Source organism: Achromobacter sp. D7-1 (assembly GCF_059760445.1).
On sequence record NZ_JCBAMT010000022.1, the window covers coordinates 41,409 to 59,447 of the forward strand.

General features: G+C 64.4%; 23 protein-coding genes. 11 read left to right on the forward strand and 12 right to left on the reverse strand.

The genetic code is table 11. From position 1 onward, the window contains the following. The first annotated feature begins 312 nt into the window (after positions 1 to 312). Complete coding sequence (locus tag AC6LKD_RS12170; protein WP_498116343.1) at positions 313 to 645, forward strand: hypothetical protein; 333 nt, start codon at positions 313 to 315, stop codon at positions 643 to 645. A gap of 41 nt (positions 646 to 686) precedes the next feature. Here AC6LKD_RS12170 and AC6LKD_RS12175 read toward each other — a convergent pair whose 3' ends face one another. From AC6LKD_RS12175 to AC6LKD_RS12185, 3 genes are read right to left on the reverse strand one after another with little or no spacing between them, the layout of a single operon-like run. Next, positions 687 to 1,244, reverse strand: a complete 558-nt coding sequence (locus AC6LKD_RS12175) for a sugar O-acetyltransferase (RefSeq protein ID WP_498116344.1) — start codon at positions 1,242 to 1,244, stop codon at positions 687 to 689. A gap of 60 nt (positions 1,245 to 1,304) precedes the next feature. Next, on the reverse strand, positions 1,305 to 1,730 hold the full coding sequence (locus AC6LKD_RS12180; RefSeq protein WP_498116345.1) for a hypothetical protein: 426 nt from the start codon (positions 1,728 to 1,730) through the stop codon (positions 1,305 to 1,307). Between the two features lie 15 nt (positions 1,731 to 1,745). Next, entirely contained in the window at positions 1,746 to 2,120 is a 375-nt protein-coding gene (locus AC6LKD_RS12185) for a glutaredoxin family protein (RefSeq protein WP_498116346.1), read from the reverse strand. A 400-nt stretch (positions 2,121 to 2,520) separates the two neighbouring features. Between AC6LKD_RS12185 and AC6LKD_RS12190 the strand changes: the two genes are divergently transcribed. Continuing rightward, complete coding sequence (locus tag AC6LKD_RS12190; protein ID WP_498116347.1) at positions 2,521 to 2,727, forward strand: hypothetical protein; 207 nt, start codon at positions 2,521 to 2,523, stop codon at positions 2,725 to 2,727. Between the two features lie 60 nt (positions 2,728 to 2,787). On the opposite strand, the gene AC6LKD_RS12195 is transcribed toward AC6LKD_RS12190, so the two are convergent. Beyond that, positions 2,788 to 3,744 carry a GlxA family transcriptional regulator gene (locus tag AC6LKD_RS12195; protein WP_498116349.1) on the reverse strand — a complete coding sequence of 319 codons (957 nt, stop codon included), beginning with the start codon at positions 3,742 to 3,744 and terminating at the stop codon, positions 2,788 to 2,790. A gap of 148 nt (positions 3,745 to 3,892) precedes the next feature. On the opposite strand from AC6LKD_RS12195, the gene AC6LKD_RS12200 reads away from it, so the two are divergent. From AC6LKD_RS12200 to AC6LKD_RS12220, 5 genes are all read left to right on the forward strand, one after another. Next, the gene (locus AC6LKD_RS12200) at positions 3,893 to 4,210 is read left to right on the forward strand and encodes a DUF3817 domain-containing protein (protein WP_498116350.1); all 318 of its coding nucleotides are present in this window, start codon (positions 3,893 to 3,895) and stop codon (positions 4,208 to 4,210) included. 3 nt (positions 4,211 to 4,213) lie between these two features. Then, the gene (locus AC6LKD_RS12205; protein ID WP_498116351.1) at positions 4,214 to 4,642 is read left to right on the forward strand and encodes a CopD family protein; all 429 of its coding nucleotides are present in this window, start codon (positions 4,214 to 4,216) and stop codon (positions 4,640 to 4,642) included. Positions 4,643 to 4,859: 217 nt separating this feature from the next. Beyond that, positions 4,860 to 5,522: a hypothetical protein gene (locus tag AC6LKD_RS12210; protein WP_498116352.1), complete on the forward strand. Its 663-nt coding sequence runs from the start codon at positions 4,860 to 4,862 to the stop codon at positions 5,520 to 5,522. Between the two features lie 6 nt (positions 5,523 to 5,528). After that, positions 5,529 to 6,026: a hypothetical protein gene (locus AC6LKD_RS12215; RefSeq protein ID WP_498116353.1), complete on the forward strand. Its 498-nt coding sequence runs from the start codon at positions 5,529 to 5,531 to the stop codon at positions 6,024 to 6,026. Positions 6,027 to 6,106: 80 nt separating this feature from the next. Next, positions 6,107 to 6,505 carry a YkvA family protein gene (locus AC6LKD_RS12220; RefSeq protein WP_498116354.1) on the forward strand — a complete coding sequence of 133 codons (399 nt, stop codon included), beginning with the start codon at positions 6,107 to 6,109 and terminating at the stop codon, positions 6,503 to 6,505. 30 nt (positions 6,506 to 6,535) lie between these two features. Here the strand turns inward: AC6LKD_RS12220 and AC6LKD_RS12225 are convergent, their stop codons facing one another. After that, a complete protein-coding gene (locus tag AC6LKD_RS12225) occupies positions 6,536 to 7,216 on the reverse strand; it encodes a hypothetical protein (RefSeq protein ID WP_498116355.1) in 681 nt (226 codons plus the stop codon). A 229-nt stretch (positions 7,217 to 7,445) separates the two neighbouring features. Here AC6LKD_RS12225 and AC6LKD_RS12230 point away from each other — a divergent pair, with 229 nt between their 5' ends. Beyond that, entirely contained in the window at positions 7,446 to 7,919 is a 474-nt protein-coding gene (locus AC6LKD_RS12230) for a DUF2846 domain-containing protein (protein ID WP_492275737.1), read from the forward strand. 38 nt (positions 7,920 to 7,957) lie between these two features. Next, complete coding sequence (locus tag AC6LKD_RS12235) at positions 7,958 to 8,272, forward strand: YdcA family protein (RefSeq protein WP_207467042.1); 315 nt, start codon at positions 7,958 to 7,960, stop codon at positions 8,270 to 8,272. 23 nt (positions 8,273 to 8,295) lie between these two features. On the opposite strand, the gene AC6LKD_RS12240 is transcribed toward AC6LKD_RS12235, so the two are convergent. The 3 genes from AC6LKD_RS12240 to AC6LKD_RS12250 form a co-directional block, all read right to left on the reverse strand. Further along, a complete protein-coding gene (locus AC6LKD_RS12240; protein WP_498116356.1) occupies positions 8,296 to 8,736 on the reverse strand; it encodes a hypothetical protein in 441 nt (146 codons plus the stop codon). A 104-nt stretch (positions 8,737 to 8,840) separates the two neighbouring features. Further along, positions 8,841 to 9,416 (reverse strand): cysteine hydrolase family protein, encoded by a 576-nt coding sequence (locus AC6LKD_RS12245; RefSeq protein WP_498116358.1) that lies wholly within the window; start codon positions 9,414 to 9,416, stop codon positions 8,841 to 8,843. A gap of 191 nt (positions 9,417 to 9,607) precedes the next feature. Then, positions 9,608 to 10,732: an agmatine deiminase family protein gene (locus AC6LKD_RS12250; protein ID WP_498116359.1), complete on the reverse strand. Its 1,125-nt coding sequence runs from the start codon at positions 10,730 to 10,732 to the stop codon at positions 9,608 to 9,610. 148 nt (positions 10,733 to 10,880) lie between these two features. On the opposite strand from AC6LKD_RS12250, the gene AC6LKD_RS12255 reads away from it, so the two are divergent. Together AC6LKD_RS12255 and AC6LKD_RS12260 are read left to right on the forward strand one after the other, a co-directional pair. Continuing rightward, positions 10,881 to 11,759: a LysR family transcriptional regulator gene (locus AC6LKD_RS12255; protein WP_498116361.1), complete on the forward strand. Its 879-nt coding sequence runs from the start codon at positions 10,881 to 10,883 to the stop codon at positions 11,757 to 11,759. Between the two features lie 94 nt (positions 11,760 to 11,853). Further along, a complete protein-coding gene (locus AC6LKD_RS12260) occupies positions 11,854 to 12,606 on the forward strand; it encodes an SDR family NAD(P)-dependent oxidoreductase (RefSeq protein WP_498116362.1) in 753 nt (250 codons plus the stop codon). 103 nt (positions 12,607 to 12,709) lie between these two features. Here the strand turns inward: AC6LKD_RS12260 and AC6LKD_RS12265 are convergent, their stop codons facing one another. The 4 genes from AC6LKD_RS12265 to AC6LKD_RS12280 form a co-directional block, all read right to left on the reverse strand. Further along, the gene (locus tag AC6LKD_RS12265; RefSeq protein ID WP_498116363.1) at positions 12,710 to 13,603 is read right to left on the reverse strand and encodes a hypothetical protein; all 894 of its coding nucleotides are present in this window, start codon (positions 13,601 to 13,603) and stop codon (positions 12,710 to 12,712) included. Between the two features lie 295 nt (positions 13,604 to 13,898). Beyond that, entirely contained in the window at positions 13,899 to 16,325 is a 2,427-nt protein-coding gene (locus tag AC6LKD_RS12270; RefSeq protein WP_498116364.1) for a TonB-dependent siderophore receptor, read from the reverse strand. Between the two features lie 100 nt (positions 16,326 to 16,425). Further along, positions 16,426 to 17,448 carry a FecR family protein gene (locus AC6LKD_RS12275; protein ID WP_498116365.1) on the reverse strand — a complete coding sequence of 341 codons (1,023 nt, stop codon included), beginning with the start codon at positions 17,446 to 17,448 and terminating at the stop codon, positions 16,426 to 16,428. Further along, on the reverse strand, positions 17,445 to 17,990 hold the full coding sequence (locus AC6LKD_RS12280) for an RNA polymerase sigma factor (RefSeq protein ID WP_207473984.1): 546 nt from the start codon (positions 17,988 to 17,990) through the stop codon (positions 17,445 to 17,447). The genes AC6LKD_RS12275 and AC6LKD_RS12280 overlap by 4 nt, the downstream gene beginning before the upstream one ends. Positions 17,991 to 18,039: the final 49 nt, after the last annotated feature.

Genomic DNA, 18,039 nt, shown 5'->3' on the forward strand with positions numbered 1-18,039 from the left:
GCTCAGGGTCGAAAGCAGACGCGTGAGTAGTCGGTGGCGAAATTGTCATTCACCCTGCGGATAGCATCAGACCACCTCCCGTATACTCCATTCACTACCGCCACCACCGGTAGCCCGGAATGGAAGCCGGTAAATTCGTCGGTGCTGACTCCCCAGTCAGCACGCCTTCGCACGTCCCAATGGGCGGGCCTTGGCAGGGGTGCGCTAGCCGCACGCCGGTTCCGACGATCCGGTCTTCCAACCTTGTCCTGTGCCCGCCCGCCTCATTTGGAAGTGGGGCAGCGGGATTTCCCACATCGCCGGAGGAAGTCCATGCAATCCCACCCCCTCACCCAAAACCCCTGGTCCGTCGAATCCGACCCCGAACTCGGCCCAGTCCCCCTCTCCCATCTCCACCACATAGACCGGGCCCGCCACGCCATCGAGGCCATCGCCCGTATGGTCGGCAACAGCGCCTCCGAACCCGACGCAACTGGCGGACAGCCGTTAGACACGTGGACGGTGGCGGCGTTGATGGGTGGAGTAGAAGGCTTATGCGATCACATGGGCACCTTGACCGACGCCATGCTGGCGCAGGCGCGCTTTTGCGAGGTGAATGCGGATCTCGGCGACGTCACGCACGGCGCGCCGTCGTCGATCCAGTAGCCAAACTCAGCAGCCAGAGGCGAGGCGCTTACGCGCCCGCCCTATTCAGCAATCGACCGAATCACCCTTGCCGGATTCCCACCCACCAGCGTATTCGCCGGCACATCCTTGGTGACCACCGAACCCGCCGCAACCACCGAGTTCTCGCCCACAGTCACGCCACCAATAACGGTCGCACCCGCCGCAATCCAGACATTCCTCTCGATCACAATGGGCTTCGCAGTGACGAAATCACGACGCCGCGAAGGCTCGATCGGATGGCCAGACGTAATGAGGCTGACGTTCGGCCCAATCATCACATCATCGGCAATGCTCAACCCACCCAGGTCATAGAAGGTGCAGCTCTGATTGACGAAGACGTTGCGCCCGACACTGATGTCAGGGCCGCCGGTCGTATAAAACGGCGGTATCAACAGAAAGCTCTCATCGACCGTCTTGCCGATCAGTTCGCTGAACAAGGCGCGGACTTCGGCGGCGTCGTTGAAGGTCAGGCGGTTGAGGGCGGCGGTGATCGTCATCGCGCGTTTGACGTTGGCTGTCATGGCCGCTGATTCGGGCGTTCTTCTGGGAATGATCAGGCTGCGGTCGTCATTTGCCATCTGCGGCTTTCCTTTGGGGTACGGCGTAGTCAGCGCGGGCGAACACAAAAAAGCCCGCACTCAACGCGGCTTCCAATTCACCCCGTCCTTGGACCGATACTCCGGCGTCCCGGTGCAACACCCACCCGCGCCAAACGCCTGCCGCCCCAAGAACGCAGTCACCACCCCCTTGTTCTCGGTCAGCCGCTGCTGGACGCAGATGGTCGGTAGCAGAGAGAAGTCGCCTTCAAGCACCAGCGTCCACTTCACGTTCTCGCCTTCGGCCGGCTCGACCTTGTACACCTTGCATTCATGCACCAGCAGATGCACGGGCTGCCCGGCCAGCACGCCCTTGAACTGCAGCTCCGGCGGTGTGTCGCGCGTGGCGATGGCTTCGGCGTTGAGTTTTGACCCGGGCGGCGCGGGTTTCAAGGACGAGGAATCGCAGCCGGACAGTGCACCCATGGCGGCCAAGGTGATGAGAAACAGGCGAGCCAGGCGGGGCATGCCCATGTGCTTCCGTCAGGCCACGCTGGCGAAGCGTTGTTCAAGGTAGGCGATGATGTCGCTGGACTCATACATCCAGCGCGTGCCCGCTGCATCGTCGATGCGCAGGCACGGCACCTTCACTTTGCCGCCGCCTGCCTGCAGTTGCGCGCGCGCTTCGGGATCGTTCTTGGCGTCGCGCAGCGCGATGGGCGCGTTGAGCTTGTGGATGGCGCGCCGCGTCTTGACGCAGAACGGGCAGGCATGGAATTGGTAGAGCGACAGCTTGGCCGCTTCGGTGTTGACCGTGGCCTGGCCTTGCGCGGAGCGCTGTTGCGGGCGGGGCCGCGTGAGGGCGTCGCCCAGCACGATGATTTGACCCAGGCCGACACGTAGGGCTTTGACTAGCATGGAGTAGGACTCGATACAGATGGACAGGCGGCCAGTCTACTCTGTGCGGCGTATTCCGGTCTTGCGGATACCTTCAGCCACGCCGGCCGGCTTTCACCCTAGGTCAGGTCGCGATTCGGGATTCGAAGCTGGCGCGCTATTGAAACCGCAGCAGGTAGCCGCAGCCGGGATAAGCAGGCCTTGCAGGCGGCGTGACGTTGCCGATGATCTGGCGCCTGCGCATGGAGCCAGGAATTCCCGCGCAGAGTCTGATTCGGCCGCCTGCACACGTGCAGAGAGGGATCGCATGCGAATCAATGTGGCGCTCCCGGTCAAAAAAAAGTAAACCGTAACCCTGCAGCCCACCCGTCATACGCGGACTACATCCGCCAATCTCACGCCGCGCTCTCAGGAGACTTCCTTGCGCTACGCCCTGATCTTCGTCTGCATCGTAGTGGCCGCCGCCGGGACGGCTTGCTCGTCCCGCCAGCTGTATGACACTGGCCAATCCTGGCAACGGAATGACTGCAATAAGATCGTCGATAACCAGGAGCGACAGCGTTGCCAGAGCGACGCGTCCAAATCCTACGACACGTACCAGCGTCAGCGGCAGGACGTCCAGAAATAGAATCGCCCGGCACGTTTTTAGAGACGACAAGGCAACGGCGCGCCTGGCACCACGACCTCGTTAAGCCACGCGCCGGAATGCCCTTCGATACCCCATCGGGCTCGTCCCTACGATGCCCGTGAAATGTTCCCGCAGCGATACCGCTGACCCAAATCCCACCTCCATCGCTACCCGCTCCACCGGCAGGTCCGTCGTCTCCAGCATTCCGCGCGCGCGGTTCACCCGTGACTGGATCACCCACTGCAAGGGACTGACGCCTAGCAGTTCCTGAAACCGCCGGTTCAAGGTGCGCACACTTACCGCGGCCTGCGCGGCCAGCGCGCCTACAGTCAGGTTGTGCGCCAGTCTGCTCTCGATCCAGTGCAGCAGCGGCGTCAGGTCGGTGTGCGAGGCCGGTGTGGACCGGACGATGAACTGCGCTTGGCCGCCAGCGCGCTCCAGCGGCACCACGGCCAGCCGGGCGCTGTTGGCGGCCACCGCGGCGCCGTGGTCGCGCTTGATCATGTGCAGGCACAGGTCCATGCCGGCGGCGGCGCCGGCGGAGGTCAGGATCTGGCCGTTGTCGACGAACAGCACATTGGGGTTGACGTCGATGGCGGGGTAGCGGCGAGCCAGTTGGTCGGCGGCTTTCCAGTGGGTGGTGGCCTTGAGGCCGTCGAGGATGCCGCTGGCGGCCAGGACGAAGGCACCGGTGCAGATGGAGGCGATGCGGGCGCCTGCGGCGTGGGCGTGGCGGATCAGGTCCAGGATGTCGCGGGGGACGTCGCGGCTCGGGTCGGCGAGGCCGGGCACGATGATCGTGTGCGCGTGGCGCGCCACGTCAAGGCGGGCGCGAATGTGCAGGTCATAGGCGTGGGTCTGGACGCGGGGTTTGCTGGCGCAGACCTGTAGTTCGTAGGGGCGGCGGCCATCGAGGGTTTCAGCGAGCTGGAAGATCTCGCAGGGCGCGGCGAGGTCGCCCGCGACCAGGCCGTCGAAGGCGAGCACGGCGATGCGATGGGGGGCTTTCTTGGGCATGGCTGCGGTTCCGGCGGTGGCGAAGGGCCAGATCTGCCCGATCGCACGGTTGGCGGATTTCTTTCGAAGATTGGCATTTTGGCCAATGGCGGGCGATTGCGCCAGCCCGGACAATGCCGGTTCCCTTTGCGTTGCGGTGGCCATGTCCATGAAAGATTCCGGCGGTTCGACACACTCCCTGTTCAAGTGGGTGGCGGTCCTGGAGGGGACGACGCTGCTGGCACTGGTTGGCGTCGCGGTGCCGTTGAAGCATCTGGCCGGGGTGCCGGCGCCGGTGTCGTGGATCGGGCCGATGCATGGCGTGGCGTTCATGGTCTACATCGCGCTGGCGTGCAATGTGGCGTCGGCGCAGGACTGGCCGCGCAAGCGGCTGCTGCTGACCTTGCTGGCGACGCTGGTGCCGTTCGGCGGCTATGTGATCGCGCGCAGACTGGACCGCGCCGTGGCACCCGCCAGAAGGGCGTGAGCGATGGGGTATCTGCTGATCAAGTCGCTGCACATCGCGCTGATGCTGTTTTGGGTGGCGGGGATGGTGGTGCAGGGGTTCGTGTTGGCGGCAGCCGCGAAACTGCCCGGGCCCGCATTGCCGCAGGAGCTGGCGCGATTGCGTTTGCTGCGCAGGTGGGAGCGCACGCTGACCACGCCGGCGATGGTGGGGGCGTTGGCGACGGGCGCGTATCTGGCGGCCAGCGCGGGGTGGTTTGGCAGCGGCTGGCTGTCGGTGAAGCTGGCGTTGGTGTTGGGGCTGGCTGCGGCGCATGGAATGCAGGCCGGGCGGCTGCGGCGGACGGTTGAGGCTGCGGGTGGCGGTGTGGGAACGGCGCGCGCAAACCTGTTGCCGCTAGTGGCGATTGCGCTCGTGCTCATCATCTTTCTGGTGGTGTTGAAGCCGTTCTGAGGTATGAGCCCTGAACGGAGGCTGCCAGCCAATATAGGCGCAGCAGCGACAGCGCCGACTACGATTTCGCACGGGAAGTCGGGGTCCACACACAGGGAGCTCAATCTTGGATTACTCCTGATGGATTAAACCTCGCCCAGGCCGCGCGGTATCGTTATTAAATGTGCGGCAAGTTCCAGTGTTTCGCTCAGGTGGTTGAATAAAGCGAGGTGTACCCATGCCGCACTCTCGATTCACCCTGCATGCCCTGGCCGCCATTGGGGCCTGGTTCATGGCGCTGGGCGCCACGGCTCAAGGGCAAGGCACTGGCCAGAACGCTCCGCCCACAATGCCGCTCGCGCCGGCGAAATACTGCGAATGCCGTTTCTCATCCGGGCAATACGAGACCTATAGCGTCAACGGGACATGCACCGTCCAGCGGTATGCCGCCGGACGCAAGTGCGAGTACGGCTTCTCGGGCATCGGGGCCAATCCCACGGTGCTTACTTCCATACTTGGACAGAACGCGTACCAGGCGCAACTGCAATCCGCGGCGCAGATATTCGCCCGCTATATGGCGTTTGCGCAGTCAGGAGATACGGCCGCTCTGAGCGAGAGCAGTTTCATCGAGAGCGCTCTGCCTGTGCTGGCGCGAGCCAGCCTGTTTCGAGCGACGGTCGCCAGCGCGGAACTGCCGATCAAACAGATCGATAACGAGATTGCCATTTTTTCCACGAAGTACAGCCACGTCATATCGGAAGTATTCCTAGGAAAAAAGCAGCCCTTGTCGGTGAAGTGGACGGACGACTTCCAGTTCGAGATCGGGCGGGGCTATGTGCTGATGGACTACAAGCAAGCGTCGCAATTACTGGTGCTTTTCTTCTCTGATGCGAAGAGGTGATCGGCCATGGATCTGACCTGCATGCGAGAGCTGCCCGGATTGGATTGGGCCGTGCTGCTTGTTGCCGTCGTGGTGGCCCTGATCTTGTTTGTGCTTGGGATCTACTTGTTGCTGCGACCCAGGCCCTCCCCTACGCCAAACACCAAGCATGAGGTGGAAACGATCTTCGACAAATATGGCTTGAAAGGGCCTGTCGGCGTGTTCTTGATACTGCTCTCCATCGCCTTGCCTGGAGGGCTTTACTGGCAGTTGAACAGCCGGTTCCCCGCCAACGCGGAAGAATTCTCAGGGGCGCCTCGCTCACTCGGTTCCATCGCCGAAGGGCTGCGCCAGAACTCCGGCGCCGATATCCTGTTGAAGGGGGGAGCCGAGACCGTGATGATTTCTCAGCCAGTCAGCGGCGGCTGCTGGTCCGCGTTGGTGGACAAGCTGTGCGCGGCGTATCGGGATACGTTGACGTGCAGCCGGGATGGCGATCGGATTGTCATCGACCGCAAGCCCTGAGGCAACGCGCCGCAAGAGCGGAATAGGTGTGTCAGACTACCGCCATTCATGGCCATTGGGTGCGAACACCCGCTTTCCGCATGAACGTCAGCGATCGCCTGAAAGCCTGGGCCAAGCGCATCAAGCGCGACGGCCTGACACTATGGTTTGCCGGCAAGCATGCCCGCACGCCCTGGTACGCCAAGGCGCTGGGCCTGTTCGTGGTGGCGTACGCGCTCAGTCCCATCGATTTGATTCCCGACTTCATCCCCGTGTTGGGTTACGTCGACGACGTGCTGTTATTGCCCGGCCTGATCTGGCTGGCCATCAAACTGTTGCCGCCCGATGTGCTGCAGGAATGCCGAGGCCAGGCGGACGCCTGGATGCAGGCGCAGGGAGGCGCGAAGCCGCGCAGTCTGGCGGGTGCGGTGATGATCGTGGCGCTATGGTTGGGGATAAGTGTTGCGGCGTGGTTCTGGCTTGCGCCGTACTTTCGGTAGCCTCGCTGAGCAGCGGGCTTGCGCGCAGGATTACGCCGAACTCTCTTCCACAAATCCCAAGGTCCTGAGTTCGCTGATCGCGCCCTTCTCCTCGTCCCGTCGCGCCTTGGGCGCGGCCAGCGAGGCGGTCAGCAGCATGGATGGATTGGGCGATTCGTCAAAGCCATGCAGCACGCTGGCAATGCCCGGGAATGCCCGGACGAAATCCGCTCCCAGGGCCTGGTACCCCGGATAACGCCCCTGCTTGTCCACGATGACCTGCGTCTGCGGATCGCGCCGGATCAGGTGCAGCGGCACGCCTTCGCAGCGCAGGCCCAGCAGCTTGGCTTCGCTGATGTCCAAGGCCCAATCGGTTTCGGAGTAGAAGGCGGCGCGCGCGGTTGCAAACTGATCGAGGACGCGCTCGTCCTTGCAGAAGGCGGTGGGCGTCAGGTTGAGATTGAGCTTGCCGATCTTGCCCACCAGCTTGACCCTGCGAAAGAACGAGGCCCACACCAGCAGGATGGGGTTGGTGGACAAGTCCTCGATCAGCACGTCTTCAAACATGCAGGGCTGGATCATCGAGTTGACCGCTCGGCATTTAGAGAGGCGCACGTTCTGCACGCGCGACATGCGCTGTGGGATCTTGACCATGGACAGGGCGCAGTTGTCGAAGGTGCAGTCGTGGAAGTGCAGATCCCTGAAGTGCGAGCTGCCCTTGTCGTATGCCATTTGGAAGGTTGCGCCTTCGGTCTTATTCATGGGCGAGGGAGATGTCAGGCTGCGATGTCGCCGGGGAGTCGTAGTCTGCCATTTCTAATCCGGGAACAGCAGTATTTCCTACTGCGAGATAGCTTATTTGGTATTCATGTGACATTATTAGAATATCTTGGATACATTTACCCGTTCCCCTGCGGAGGGCAGGAAGCGGCAGATAACTAAGCTGAAGAAGATGAATCACATGAATAAAAAGATGTTGAAGCTGGCGGCCGCTGCCGCTTGCGTGATGACGATCGCGGGTTGCGCCAATGTGCCGATGGCGCCAGCTGAACAAAACAAGCAGGCCAAATCATTCCCGGCGCCGGACGAAGGAAAGTCCGGCCTGTATGTCTACCGCGACAGCTTTGTGGGCAAGGCGCTGAAGAAGGACGTGTACGTCAACGGCAAGTGCCTGGGTGAAACGGCCGACCGCGTGTTCTTCTACACGCAGGTCGCTGGCAACGAGCAGCACAAAGTCTCCACCGAATCGGAGTTTTCGCCGAACGATCTGATGGTGATGATGGAAGCGGGCAAGAATTATTTCGTGCGCCAATTCATCAAGGTGGGCGTATTCGTGGGCGGCGCCGGCGTGGAGCAGGTGACGGAAGAGGAAGGCAAGCGGGTGATCTCCAAATCCGAAGTGAACCTGGCGGCCGAAGGCCGTTGCGATAGCTGATCGCCTACGGCTTCCGCCGCTCTTCCAAGGGGATGATGATGCGTCTTGGTCTGTTGTTGGCGGCCCTGCTGTTTGCCGCAACGGCCCATTCGGCGAACTATCCCTGTTCCGGAAAGAAGGGCGGCGTGGAGCGTTGCGTCGGGGAACAGTTTCTGTGCCGCGACGGTTCGATCAGCGCATCCAAGCGCGTGTGTTCAAGTCCGGATTCCAACGCACAGCCTCTTGTTTCCAAGCCCTCGGCGTCTGGCTCGAATGGCGCGTGTAGCTGCCGCGATGGCCAATACTGCACCGGGCCACGGGGTGGAACGTACTGCTACACCGATAGCGGCAAGAAGTCCTATCTCAGGAAATAAGCGCAGCGCTGTTTGAGGCCGTCTCAATAGCTGCCCGCAGGCAGCACGTCGTCCACATACGCGTTGATATCCGGCGTCTCTCGCAGCACATGCCGCATCCACGCGCCGCGCTCGTGCGTGGTCACCTCCAGCTCCCATACGCATGCAATGAACGGCCCCTGCACGGGCTGAAACTGCTCGGGCTGATGCAGCGGCGCGGAGTACATCTGTTGGCACAGGATGCCGCCGGAAATCCACCAGTCCACCAGCAGCCAGACGGCTTCCTCGCCCACGTGCACGATGCAGAAACCCAGGCCGGTTGCGCGCGGATCGCTTGCGGCGTCATGTACTGCGCTCATCGCGGTCTTGCGGGCGGCCATGGCTATCTCGGCAGGCAGCAACGGAACAGCTGGATCGGGATTGCGCTGTATCGCGTACGCCTTGATGGCCTGGTCGTCTTCGCGCCATTGCTCGATGAATGCCATGCGGCGTGGCGCGTAAGGTTCTGCGGGTATGGTTCGAAAAGACATGATGGACGGCGAAGATGAACCTTCAGGGGGCATGGAGGCAGGTTTTTTTTAGCAGTCCGCTACGCCAGCAAGGACAAGGCATCGTCCAGCGACAGCACGGTGGTGCGAGATTCAAACGCCGTCGCAAACAAATGCTCATGCACGATCGGGTCCGGGTCGTAGCAGCAGTCCTTGACCGTCAGCAGGCGGTAGTCCGCGTCGCTGGCGTGCGCAATCGATGACAGCATCACGCCGGTGGACGCGACGCCGACCATGATTAGCGTGTCTATGCCCTGCGCGGAAAGCCGCACTTGCAGGTCGGTGCCGAAGAACACGCTGGCGCGGTGGGCGATGATGATCGGCTCGTCTTCGCGGCGGTCGAGCTCTGGCGAGATGCGGTCGTGGACGAAAAGTCCAAGCTGCTTGATGCCCTGGCCGTTCTTGTTCAAGGGGCTTACTTCAGGATATCCGGGGCTGAAATGGATCTTGGCGAAGTAGACGCTGACGCCGGCGCGCCGCGCGGCGTCGCACAGTTGCCGCGTGTTGTTGAGCAAGGCGGGGGCGACCGACGGGAACAGTTCCATGATGTCGGTCTGGTAGTGCATGACCAGCAAGGCGGTACGCGCCGGGGTGATAGCCGGGGTCTGTGTGTTCATGCTCCGCTCCGCAATAGGGTTGCCACGCGTGCCTTGTGGGTTCCGGCCTGCTGCCGGATGGGCCAGCCTGGTTGTGATGCGTGGCGACGTGATGGAGTGCGACAGGAAGGACGCACGACTCTACCACGGCCGCCACAGCATGACGGTGTCTGGATTGCGACCCCGCGGGACCTCTCGCGGACTCGTGTGAACTAGGCCGCTGGCAACTGATTCGTCACGCAATGAATCCCGCCGCCGCCTGACGCAATGGCGTCGATGTCCAGCTGCACCACCTTGCGTCCCGGATACAAGCGCGCCAGCAGATCGCGCGCCTTCGCGTCCGCTTCCGCATCGCCGAACTCCGGTGCGATGACGGCGCCGTTGATGACGAAGTAGTTGATGTAGCCCGCCGCGAAGTCGAGGTTGTCGTCCATGAACTTGCTGCGCCGCGGATTGAGCGGCGGGCTCATGGTGTGGATTTCCAGCGGCTTGCCGTCGGCGTCCGTCGCGCGGCGCAGGATCTCCAGGTGCTTGCGGGTCAGCGCGTAGTCGTAGGAGTCGGGGTCCATGTCGAGATTGGCGACTACGACGCCGGGTCGTGCGAAGCGGGCGTAGAAGTCGACGTGGGCGTCGGTGATGTCCTTACCTTTGATGCCGGGCAGCCAGATGATCTTGCGCAGGCCCAGGCAGCGTTTCAGTTCTTCCTCGACTTCCGCTTTGCTCCAGCCGGGATTGCGGTTGGCATTGATCCAGCTGCTCTCGGTCATGATGCCGGTGCCGCGGCCGTCGACTTCGATGCCGCCGCCTTCGCCGACCAGTTCGCTTTGCAGGTATTCGGCGTCAACCACTTCGGTGGTTTCGGCGGCGATCTTGGCGTCGGCGGCGTGGCGCTGCTTGTTGCCCCAGCCGTTGAAGTTGAAGTCCACGCCGGTGACTGCACCCTGGCCGTCGAGCACGAAGTTGGCGCCAATGTCGCGCATCCAGACGTCGTCCAGGCGGGTTTCGACGAAGCTCACGTTGTTGGCGCCGCAGTGCCGTTCCGCCAGGCTGCGTTCGCGGCTGCGGCAGAACACGGTGACGGGCTGGTGCGCGGCGATGGCGCGGGCGATGCGGCCGAGCGCTGCCTGGACGTCGGCGGTGAAGTCTTCCCAGATGGCGTCCTGGGCGCCGAAGGCGATGAAGGCGCGGGCCTGGGGGGCGCCTTCGTCCGGCATGTGCCACCGTGGCGCGGACGCGGCCCGCGCGCCGGATGCGAGCAGACCCAAACCCAGCGAGGCGGCGGCGTGGACGCCCATGAGCGTGGCGGTGTGTTGGATGAGTTGGCGGCGGGTGGGCACGTGGGGCTCCTGGAATTCTGGATGATCGATAAAAAATGGTTATGTCGGAGTCAAAGGTGCGCACCTCATGAATTGCAGTGTATTTCCCGCCAAATCGCCTGGACAAGCGATATATTTAGCGGAATTGTGATTAGCAGGGCTTATCGATATGCTTAAGCAATGGCCTCCCCTGAATGTGTTGCGCGGCTTCGAGGCGGCCGCCCGGCTGGGCAGTTTCCACAAGGCGGCCGACGAGTTGCATCTGACGCAGTCGGCGATCAGCCAGCAGGTGCGCAGCCTGGAGGACTATCTGGGCCAGCCGCTGTTCTTCCGCCAGGGACGCGCGGTGTCGTTGACGGATGCGGGCTGGGATCTGTTGGGCACGACGCAGGCCATGCTGCAGCAGTTGGCCGCGGGCATTCGCAGGCTGGACCAGTACCGCAAGCCGAACCAGTTGATCGTGAACACCAGCCCGGCGTTTTCACGGCACTGGCTGCTGCCTCGGTTGGAGGCCTTCCGCGCCCTGCATCCCGAGGCGGACCTGTGGCTCTACACCAGTGATGCCGCGCCGGACATGGCCAAGCAGACCATAGACATCGCGCTGCGCGACGACCTGGGCCCGCAGGCCGATTGCGCGTTCCGCGTGCTGGTCGAGGACCGCCTGTATCCGGCCTGCCACCCGCGGCTGCTGTCGGCGGACACGCGCGCCACGCTGCATGGCGAGCGCGAGATGGATTGGAGCCATTGGGAAACGCAGGGCGGCGCCGACGTGGGCCAGCGCGGCCAGGGCATGAATTTCTCCGACCCGGGACAGTTGTTGGACGCGGCGCGTGAGGGCCTGGGCATGGCGCTGGTCAGCAGCTTGTTGGCCGAGCGTTCGCGCCGCGACGGTTCGCTGGCGGCATTGACGGAGCAGACCGTGCGTGGCCCCAAATGGGCTTGGCTGGTGCATCGGGACAGCGAAGACGATCCTCTGACGCGTGAGTTCTGCGAGTGGGTGTCTGGCGAGCTCGGCGCGTCGCGCGAGGACGTTGGCTCGGCAGTCTAGGCACGGCCTCGCCGTCGCGCTGCGTTTTTCAGCACGGTGTTAAGTTGTCGCCTTCCCGCCGCATGCGGCGCATTTCTGAGCAAGAGATTCCTCGATGTCCAATCTGCCATGTACGCGTCCAGTCGCGCTGGTCACGGGTTCCACCTCCGGCATAGGCGAGGCGATTGCCCGCCGCCTGTCGCGGGACGGTTATGCGGTGGTCGTGCATTCGCGGCGCTCGGCCGAAGCCGGCCATGCCTTGGCGAGCGAGCTGGGCGAGGCGGTCTACGTGCAAGCGGATCTGGCGAACGATGCCGACCGGATCCGGTTGGTCCGGGAAGCCGTCGCGGCGTGGGGGCGGCTGGACGTGCTGGTCAACAACGCCGGAATCAGCCGCGTCATTCCCCACGCGGATCTGGCCGCGGCCACGCCGGACATCTGGCATGCATTGCATGAGGTCAACGTGGTCGCGCCGTTTCGCCTGGTGGCCGAGGCGCAGGCCGCGTTGCAAGCGGCGGCGGCGCATGGCCGGCCTGCCTGTGTGATCAATGTGAGTTCGCACGCGGGCATCCGGCCCAAAGGCGCTTCCATTCCTTATGCGGCGACCAAGGCGGCGCTCAATCATGTGACGCGTCTGCTGGCGCTTTCACTTGCGCCGGATATCCGGGTGAACGCGGTTGCGCCGGGCCTGGTGGACACGCCTTTGACCGCCGATTGGACACAGGCCCAGCAGTTGTGGCGCGACAAGGCGCCGATGCGCCGGGCGGCCAGTCCCGATGATATTGCGCAGGCTGTCTCAATGCTCGTCGCGTCGGACTATCTGACCGGCGAGATCCTGCTGTCTGACGGCGGATTGAACCTGACCTAGCTGCGCGGACTGGGCGGCAGGCCACGGGATCCACCGCCGATGACGTAGCCAAGGCGCCCATGGTGCCTACCGCGCATGGCTGCGCTCAGGCATCGACGCCGCCTTACTTCTGCACGTACTTCTTGCCCGCAGCGTCGTAGGCGTAGATGACCGTATCGCCCGCGCCGAGTTGGCGGGTCTTGTCCGGTCCGGAGATTTCCGTGCCGCTGCGCTTGACGGTCACGCGGGGCATATCGCTGCCGCCGTGCGCGGAGAAGACCAGTTCACCCGAGCTGGCCACGCAGGGCATGACGTCGCCTTCGGCGCAGGCCGCGCTGTTGTCCTCGCCGGTGTTGATGCTGCCCACGTAGGTCCAGCCCGCGCCTTCGTCCGGGCCCGCCGGATTGAAGATCAGCAGCGCGTAGCCGCTGAAGCTGATGCCGTTGTCGAAGCCTTCGGTGGGCACGGCCAGCAGCAGCTTGCCGGCGGGCGTGCGGTATTCCACCGGCTTGCGGCGGGTGTCCACGTCTTCCGGTTTTTCGTAGGCGCCGAACATGCCGATGGTGTGCTCCATGCCGCGGAACTTCCAGGGGCGTTCGGCCGTGGAGCCGGTCAGGGTGAAGGTGGCTTCGGCCAGGTTGACCTGGGTGCCAGGGCCGACCTCGTCTTCGCCGGGCTTGCCATAACGTTCGCGGGTGTCCCAGACGAAGCCGGTGTAGTAACCCGTGCCGCCCAGCTCGAAGGCATGGCCGAACCAAAAGGTGGCGATGCTGCCGTTGGCGACTTCGTAGGAGTCGGCGCCCTTGCCGTCGATCTGGTAGATGGAATACATCACCGTGGGCGCGTCGGGCGGGGCGATGGCGGTGGCCTGGGCGGTGGGCGGCAGCGCCGCGGCGCCAGCGGATTCGGCGGCGGTGGCGGCGGGGCTGAACAGCGCGGCCAGGGTGGACGCCAGCAGGCCGGCCATGGTGGTGCGGAGCAAACGGCTACGGGGGCGGGTTTTCTGAATGGTTTTCATGTGTCGGACATCTTCTTGTCGGCCTCAGGCGGGAAAGCCTTGTGATCGCCTGTCTCTGTCTGTGCGGCGCCATCCTAATCGCCCGTTGCAATCCGCGTCGGACAACAATTTGCCAATTGTGTCGGACTGCAATGCATGGAGCGCCTGTGGCTAGTCTGCCACGGAATCGGCGTTTTGCTCGGGGATCGTAGGATGGGTGTGGCGCAAGAAAGACGTGGCGGACAGAACTGTCCTGCAACGCGCGAAACCCATCGCCCGTTGCAGCACGGGGATGGGTTTCGCGCGGCGCTTTCTCTCAGTACGTCGCCCGCAGGTTCAACATCACGCTGCGCGGCTCGCCGTAGTAGTTCGAGCCGTAGGCGGCCCACACACGCTGGTAATAGACCTTGTCGAACAGGTTGTTCACCGTCAGCGTGCCTTCCAGGTGCTTGTTGAAGCGGTAGCCGGCTTGCGCGGACACGGTGGTGTACGGGCGCTGTTCGAACTTCACCGGACCGTTCAGGCGGTACATGCTGCTGACGCTGCGCACGCCCGCGCCCAGCGACAGGCCTTCCAGCGTGCCGGTGGCGAAGGTGTACTTGGTCCACAGGTTGAAGGTATGGCGCGGCGTGATGAAGGCGTACTGCTGCGACTTCTGTTCTTCCGTGCCCTTCAGGGTCTTGGTGGTGGTGTAGGCATAGCCGGCGGTGATGTCCCAGCCGGGCGCCGGGCTGCCGCTGATCTCTGCCTCGAAGCCCTGGCTGCGCATCTTGCCCGCAGCCATGGAGAACAGCGGATTATTCGGGTCCGTCATCGAGCGGTTCTCGTCTTCCATGCGGAACAGCGCGGCGTGGCCGTTCAGGCGCTTGTCCAGGAATTCGCCCTTCAGGCCGATCTCGAACTGCTTGCCGGTGCGCGGGTCCAGCAGCTGGCCGTTGACGTCGGTGACGGTCTGCGGCGTGAAGATGCTGGTGTAGCTGGCGTAGGCCGACAACTGCTCGTTCAGGTCCACCACCAGGCCCAGGTAGGGCGTGAACTTGCCGTTGATCTTGTCGCTGGTGTTGGTGAACTGGTTGAAGTAGGCGTTGCGGTTCTGCGTGCGGTTTTCCCACCAGGTGAAGCGGCCGCCGGCGATGATGGTGGCCGCGTCGGCCACGCGCAGATTGGTGCGCGCATACAGGCCGTACTGGTCGGTCTTGCTGTCGTTGCCGTTGGTGAACTGGTAGTCCGGCTTGGGGATGTTGTTGTTGGGGTGGTAGAGATTGGTGTCGGCGTTGTCGCCGCCGCCGTAGCGGAAGTTCTTGTGGACGTTGCGGTAGTCGGCGCCCACGGTCAGCTCGTGCTGGCGGCCGAAGGCTTCGAAGGGCGTGGCCACGAAGGCGTCCAGGCCATAGGTCTTCCAGTTGCTGCGGTACTTCCAGCTGACGAGGCAGGTGTCGCCGGTGATCGGGTCCACCGCGCAGTCGGACCAGCCGAACTCGCGGCTGGGCTCGTCCTGTTCGCGGTAGATGCCACTGACCTTGATGCGCCCGCCGTTGGCCAGGCGGTGGTCCACGTCGGCGAAGTACTCGGTGACTTCCTCGGTGATGTGGTTCCAGCTGGGGTCCAGGTTGGTGGAGCGGCGCACGTCCAGCAAGCGGCCGTCGGTGTAGCCGGGCAGGCCGAAGAACGGGCGGCCCTTGTATTGCTGGTACGTGGCGCCGGCGGTCAGGACGGTGTCGGGCGTCAGGTCGAAGCTCAGGGTGCCGTAGAACAGCGGCTTCTCGGTGTACACGCCGTCGACGAAGGATTTGCGGTCGTCATAGGACGCCACCAGGCGGCCGCGCAGGCGGCCGTCGCTGTCCAAGGGGCCGGTGATGTCGGCCTCGGTGTAGTAACGGTCCCAGGAACCCGTCATGACCTGGCCGCTGAAGGCGAATTCCTTTTGCGCACGCTTGCGCACCAGGTTCACGGTGCCGCCGGGATCGCCCGCGCCCTGGTACAGGCCCGAGGGTCCGCGCAGCACTTCGATGTGGTCATAGATGGCCAGCCCGAAGCCTGCGGAAAGGTCGTTGCCGGTGCTGGCCGGCGTGTTCACGCCGTCGACCTGGATGGTGTCCAGTGCGTAGCCGCGCGAGTAGAAGTTGCCGTGGTTGCCGCCGATGCTGCCCGCTTCCACCGTGATGCCGGTGACAGTGCGCATGGCGTCGTCCAGCGTGGTCAGGTTCTGGTCGTCCAGCAATTGGCGCGTCACCACCGAGACCGATTGTGGAATCTCGCGCAGGCTTTGCGCGTTCTTGCCGATGGTGACGGCGGGGGCGGTGTAGGACCCCGTGCCTTCGGTGACGGTGAGGTCGCGGCCGGTGACCGTCACGGGCGCCAATGTGGTGGCTTCGTTGGAGGATGGGTCGGCCGGCCGCCGCACCACGAAGCCCGAGCCGCTCTGCACGGCCACCAGGCCGCTGCGCGCCAGCAGGCGGTTCAACGCGATCTGCGGGGTCATGGAGCCGGATACGGCGGGGGCGCTCAGGCCAGCCACCACATCGGGGCTGAACAGCACCTGCAGCTGCGCCTGCCGGCCCAGCGCCACCAGCGCGTTGGCCAGGCTGCCGGCGGGCAGGTCGAAGGTTTGCGCGGCCGCGCTCTGCGCATGGGCCGCGGACGGCGCCAGCGCCTGGACCGCCAGCGCGGCGGTCATGGACAGCGCGCACAGCAGCGCGTAACGGCCGGCGCTCAGCCGACGATGAAAATGGCGTTGCGCCATGGACTTTCCCCAGTCTGGATGTGGATCTTCAACTGAGGAAGACGCGCCAGCCGCCAAAACCCGAACCTTCCTAATTAAAAATAATTCTTAATTCTTGTTTTCAGCGGCTGCTGATCACGGCGGCACCGTCCGGCCGCCGGCTTACCGTCACCGGCAACAGGCCGGGCAGCATGTCCAGGACCGCGTCGGGCTGGCGCAGGTCCAGCGTGCCGGACAGGCGCAGCCCACGGGCGCGCTCGTCGGCGAAGCGCAGCGGCGCGTCGCGGTACAGGGCCAGGTAGCCGGCCAGCTGCTGCAAGGTGGTGTCGTGCATCACCGCCACGCCGCCCTGCCAGGCGCCGATCTCGCTGGCGGGCACCTGCTGGCGGCGCAACAGGCGCGCGTCGGCGCGCGACAGCAGCACCGTGTCGCCGGCCTGAAGCGTCTGCGCGGCGGGGGCGTTGGCGCCCTTCGCGTTCAGCCTGACTTCGCCGCTGCGTACGCCGACCTGCAGCACGTCGGGCAGCAGCAGCACGTTGAACTCGGTGCCGATGTCGCGCAGCTCCGCCTCGCCCGCGGCCACTATCAACGGCCGGCGGTCGGGCGCGGCATCGATGTAGACCTCGCCGCCCTCGACTCGGATATGGCGTTCGGCCAATGTGTAGCGCACGCTCACGCGTGTGCCCACGTTGGCGTGCAGGCGGGTGCCGTCAGAGAGGTCCAGGCTGCGGGTCTGGGTGGACGCGTTGGCCACGGTCTCGTAGCTGACGGGCACGTATTGGTAGGCGGCGGCCGCGATCAGCAGCATCGCGGCCAGTGCGCCGCCCCAGCGCAGGAAGGCGGGGCGGCGGGCGGGCGCGGACCACGGGCGGGGCTGGGATTGCGGCCGGCTGCGCGGCGGGATCTGAGCTTGGCCAGTCGACTGGGCGTGCGTACGCGTCGGCGCGGAGTCCGGGCGCGGCAGCGTCGCCATGTCCTCCCACACCTGCTCCAGCCGTTCGTACTCCCGCTGGTGCTCGGCCGAAGCTCGCAGCCACGTCTGGAAGGCCTGTTCGGCGCCTGCATCGGACGCGCGTTCCCGACGGCGCATGAACCATGCGCTCGCGGCCTCTTCGACAGCGGACAAAGGTAGGGATCGGGTCATGGCGTTTCGCCGTGGACACGGCGCTTGCAGTGCGCCAGCGCCAGTTGCAGGTGCTTCTCCACCGCCCGCACGGAGATGCCCATGTGCTCGGCGATGTCCTCGCAACGGAGCTCATCATACCGATAAAGCAGGAAGGCCTCGCGCTGGCGCGGCGGCATCTCGTCGATGGCGGCCTGCAGCAGGCGCAGGCGCTGGCTGGCGTCCGCGCGGGCTTCGGGCTGTTGTCCGGCGGGAGCAGCCAGACCGCACGCCGTCGGTTCGAAATCCTGATCGTCCAGACTGGCCACCACATGTTCGTCGCGCACGTTCTCGCGGCGCCAGTGATCGCGCAGCAGGTTGCGGGCGATCTCGTACAGATAGGCGCGCGGCTTCTCCGGCGGCTCGGCGCCTTGATGCGCGGCCAGCCATTTGGCGAAGGTCTCCTGCGCCAAATCCTGGGCGGCCTCGGGCGAACGCTTGAGCTGCCGGTTCAGGAAACCGACCAGCTCCGCGTTCCACGACTTGTATGCCTCGGCGATTACGCCGAAGAACCGCTCCCCCATGATGCCCCTGTCGATGTCCGGCGCCGGGTTCTGTGACCCGGGCGCGTAG

Coding starts and splice junctions, on each gene's coding strand:
- AC6LKD_RS12170 (WP_498116343.1), top strand. CDS start 313: ATGCAATCCCACCCCCTCACCCAAAACCCCTGGTCCGTCGAATCCGAC.
- AC6LKD_RS12175 (WP_498116344.1), bottom strand. CDS start 1,244: ATGGCAAATGACGACCGCAGCCTGATCATTCCCAGAAGAACGCCCGAA.
- AC6LKD_RS12180 (WP_498116345.1), bottom strand. CDS start 1,730: ATGCCCCGCCTGGCTCGCCTGTTTCTCATCACCTTGGCCGCCATGGGT.
- AC6LKD_RS12185 (WP_498116346.1), bottom strand. CDS start 2,120: ATGCTAGTCAAAGCCCTACGTGTCGGCCTGGGTCAAATCATCGTGCTG.
- AC6LKD_RS12195 (WP_498116349.1), bottom strand. CDS start 3,744: ATGCCCAAGAAAGCCCCCCATCGCATCGCCGTGCTCGCCTTCGACGGC.
- AC6LKD_RS12200 (WP_498116350.1), top strand. CDS start 3,893: ATGAAAGATTCCGGCGGTTCGACACACTCCCTGTTCAAGTGGGTGGCG.
- AC6LKD_RS12205 (WP_498116351.1), top strand. CDS start 4,214: ATGGGGTATCTGCTGATCAAGTCGCTGCACATCGCGCTGATGCTGTTT.
- AC6LKD_RS12210 (WP_498116352.1), top strand. CDS start 4,860: ATGCCGCACTCTCGATTCACCCTGCATGCCCTGGCCGCCATTGGGGCC.
- AC6LKD_RS12215 (WP_498116353.1), top strand. CDS start 5,529: ATGGATCTGACCTGCATGCGAGAGCTGCCCGGATTGGATTGGGCCGTG.
- AC6LKD_RS12220 (WP_498116354.1), top strand. CDS start 6,107: ATGAACGTCAGCGATCGCCTGAAAGCCTGGGCCAAGCGCATCAAGCGC.
- AC6LKD_RS12225 (WP_498116355.1), bottom strand. CDS start 7,216: ATGGCATACGACAAGGGCAGCTCGCACTTCAGGGATCTGCACTTCCAC.
- AC6LKD_RS12230 (WP_492275737.1), top strand. CDS start 7,446: ATGAATAAAAAGATGTTGAAGCTGGCGGCCGCTGCCGCTTGCGTGATG.
- AC6LKD_RS12235 (WP_207467042.1), top strand. CDS start 7,958: ATGCGTCTTGGTCTGTTGTTGGCGGCCCTGCTGTTTGCCGCAACGGCC.
- AC6LKD_RS12240 (WP_498116356.1), bottom strand. CDS start 8,736: ATGGCATTCATCGAGCAATGGCGCGAAGACGACCAGGCCATCAAGGCG.
- AC6LKD_RS12245 (WP_498116358.1), bottom strand. CDS start 9,416: ATGAACACACAGACCCCGGCTATCACCCCGGCGCGTACCGCCTTGCTG.
- AC6LKD_RS12255 (WP_498116361.1), top strand. CDS start 10,881: ATGCTTAAGCAATGGCCTCCCCTGAATGTGTTGCGCGGCTTCGAGGCG.
- AC6LKD_RS12260 (WP_498116362.1), top strand. CDS start 11,854: ATGTCCAATCTGCCATGTACGCGTCCAGTCGCGCTGGTCACGGGTTCC.
- AC6LKD_RS12265 (WP_498116363.1), bottom strand. CDS start 13,603: ATGAAAACCATTCAGAAAACCCGCCCCCGTAGCCGTTTGCTCCGCACC.
- AC6LKD_RS12270 (WP_498116364.1), bottom strand. CDS start 16,325: ATGGCGCAACGCCATTTTCATCGTCGGCTGAGCGCCGGCCGTTACGCG.
- AC6LKD_RS12275 (WP_498116365.1), bottom strand. CDS start 17,448: ATGACCCGATCCCTACCTTTGTCCGCTGTCGAAGAGGCCGCGAGCGCA.
- AC6LKD_RS12280 (WP_207473984.1), bottom strand. CDS start 17,990: ATGGGGGAGCGGTTCTTCGGCGTAATCGCCGAGGCATACAAGTCGTGG.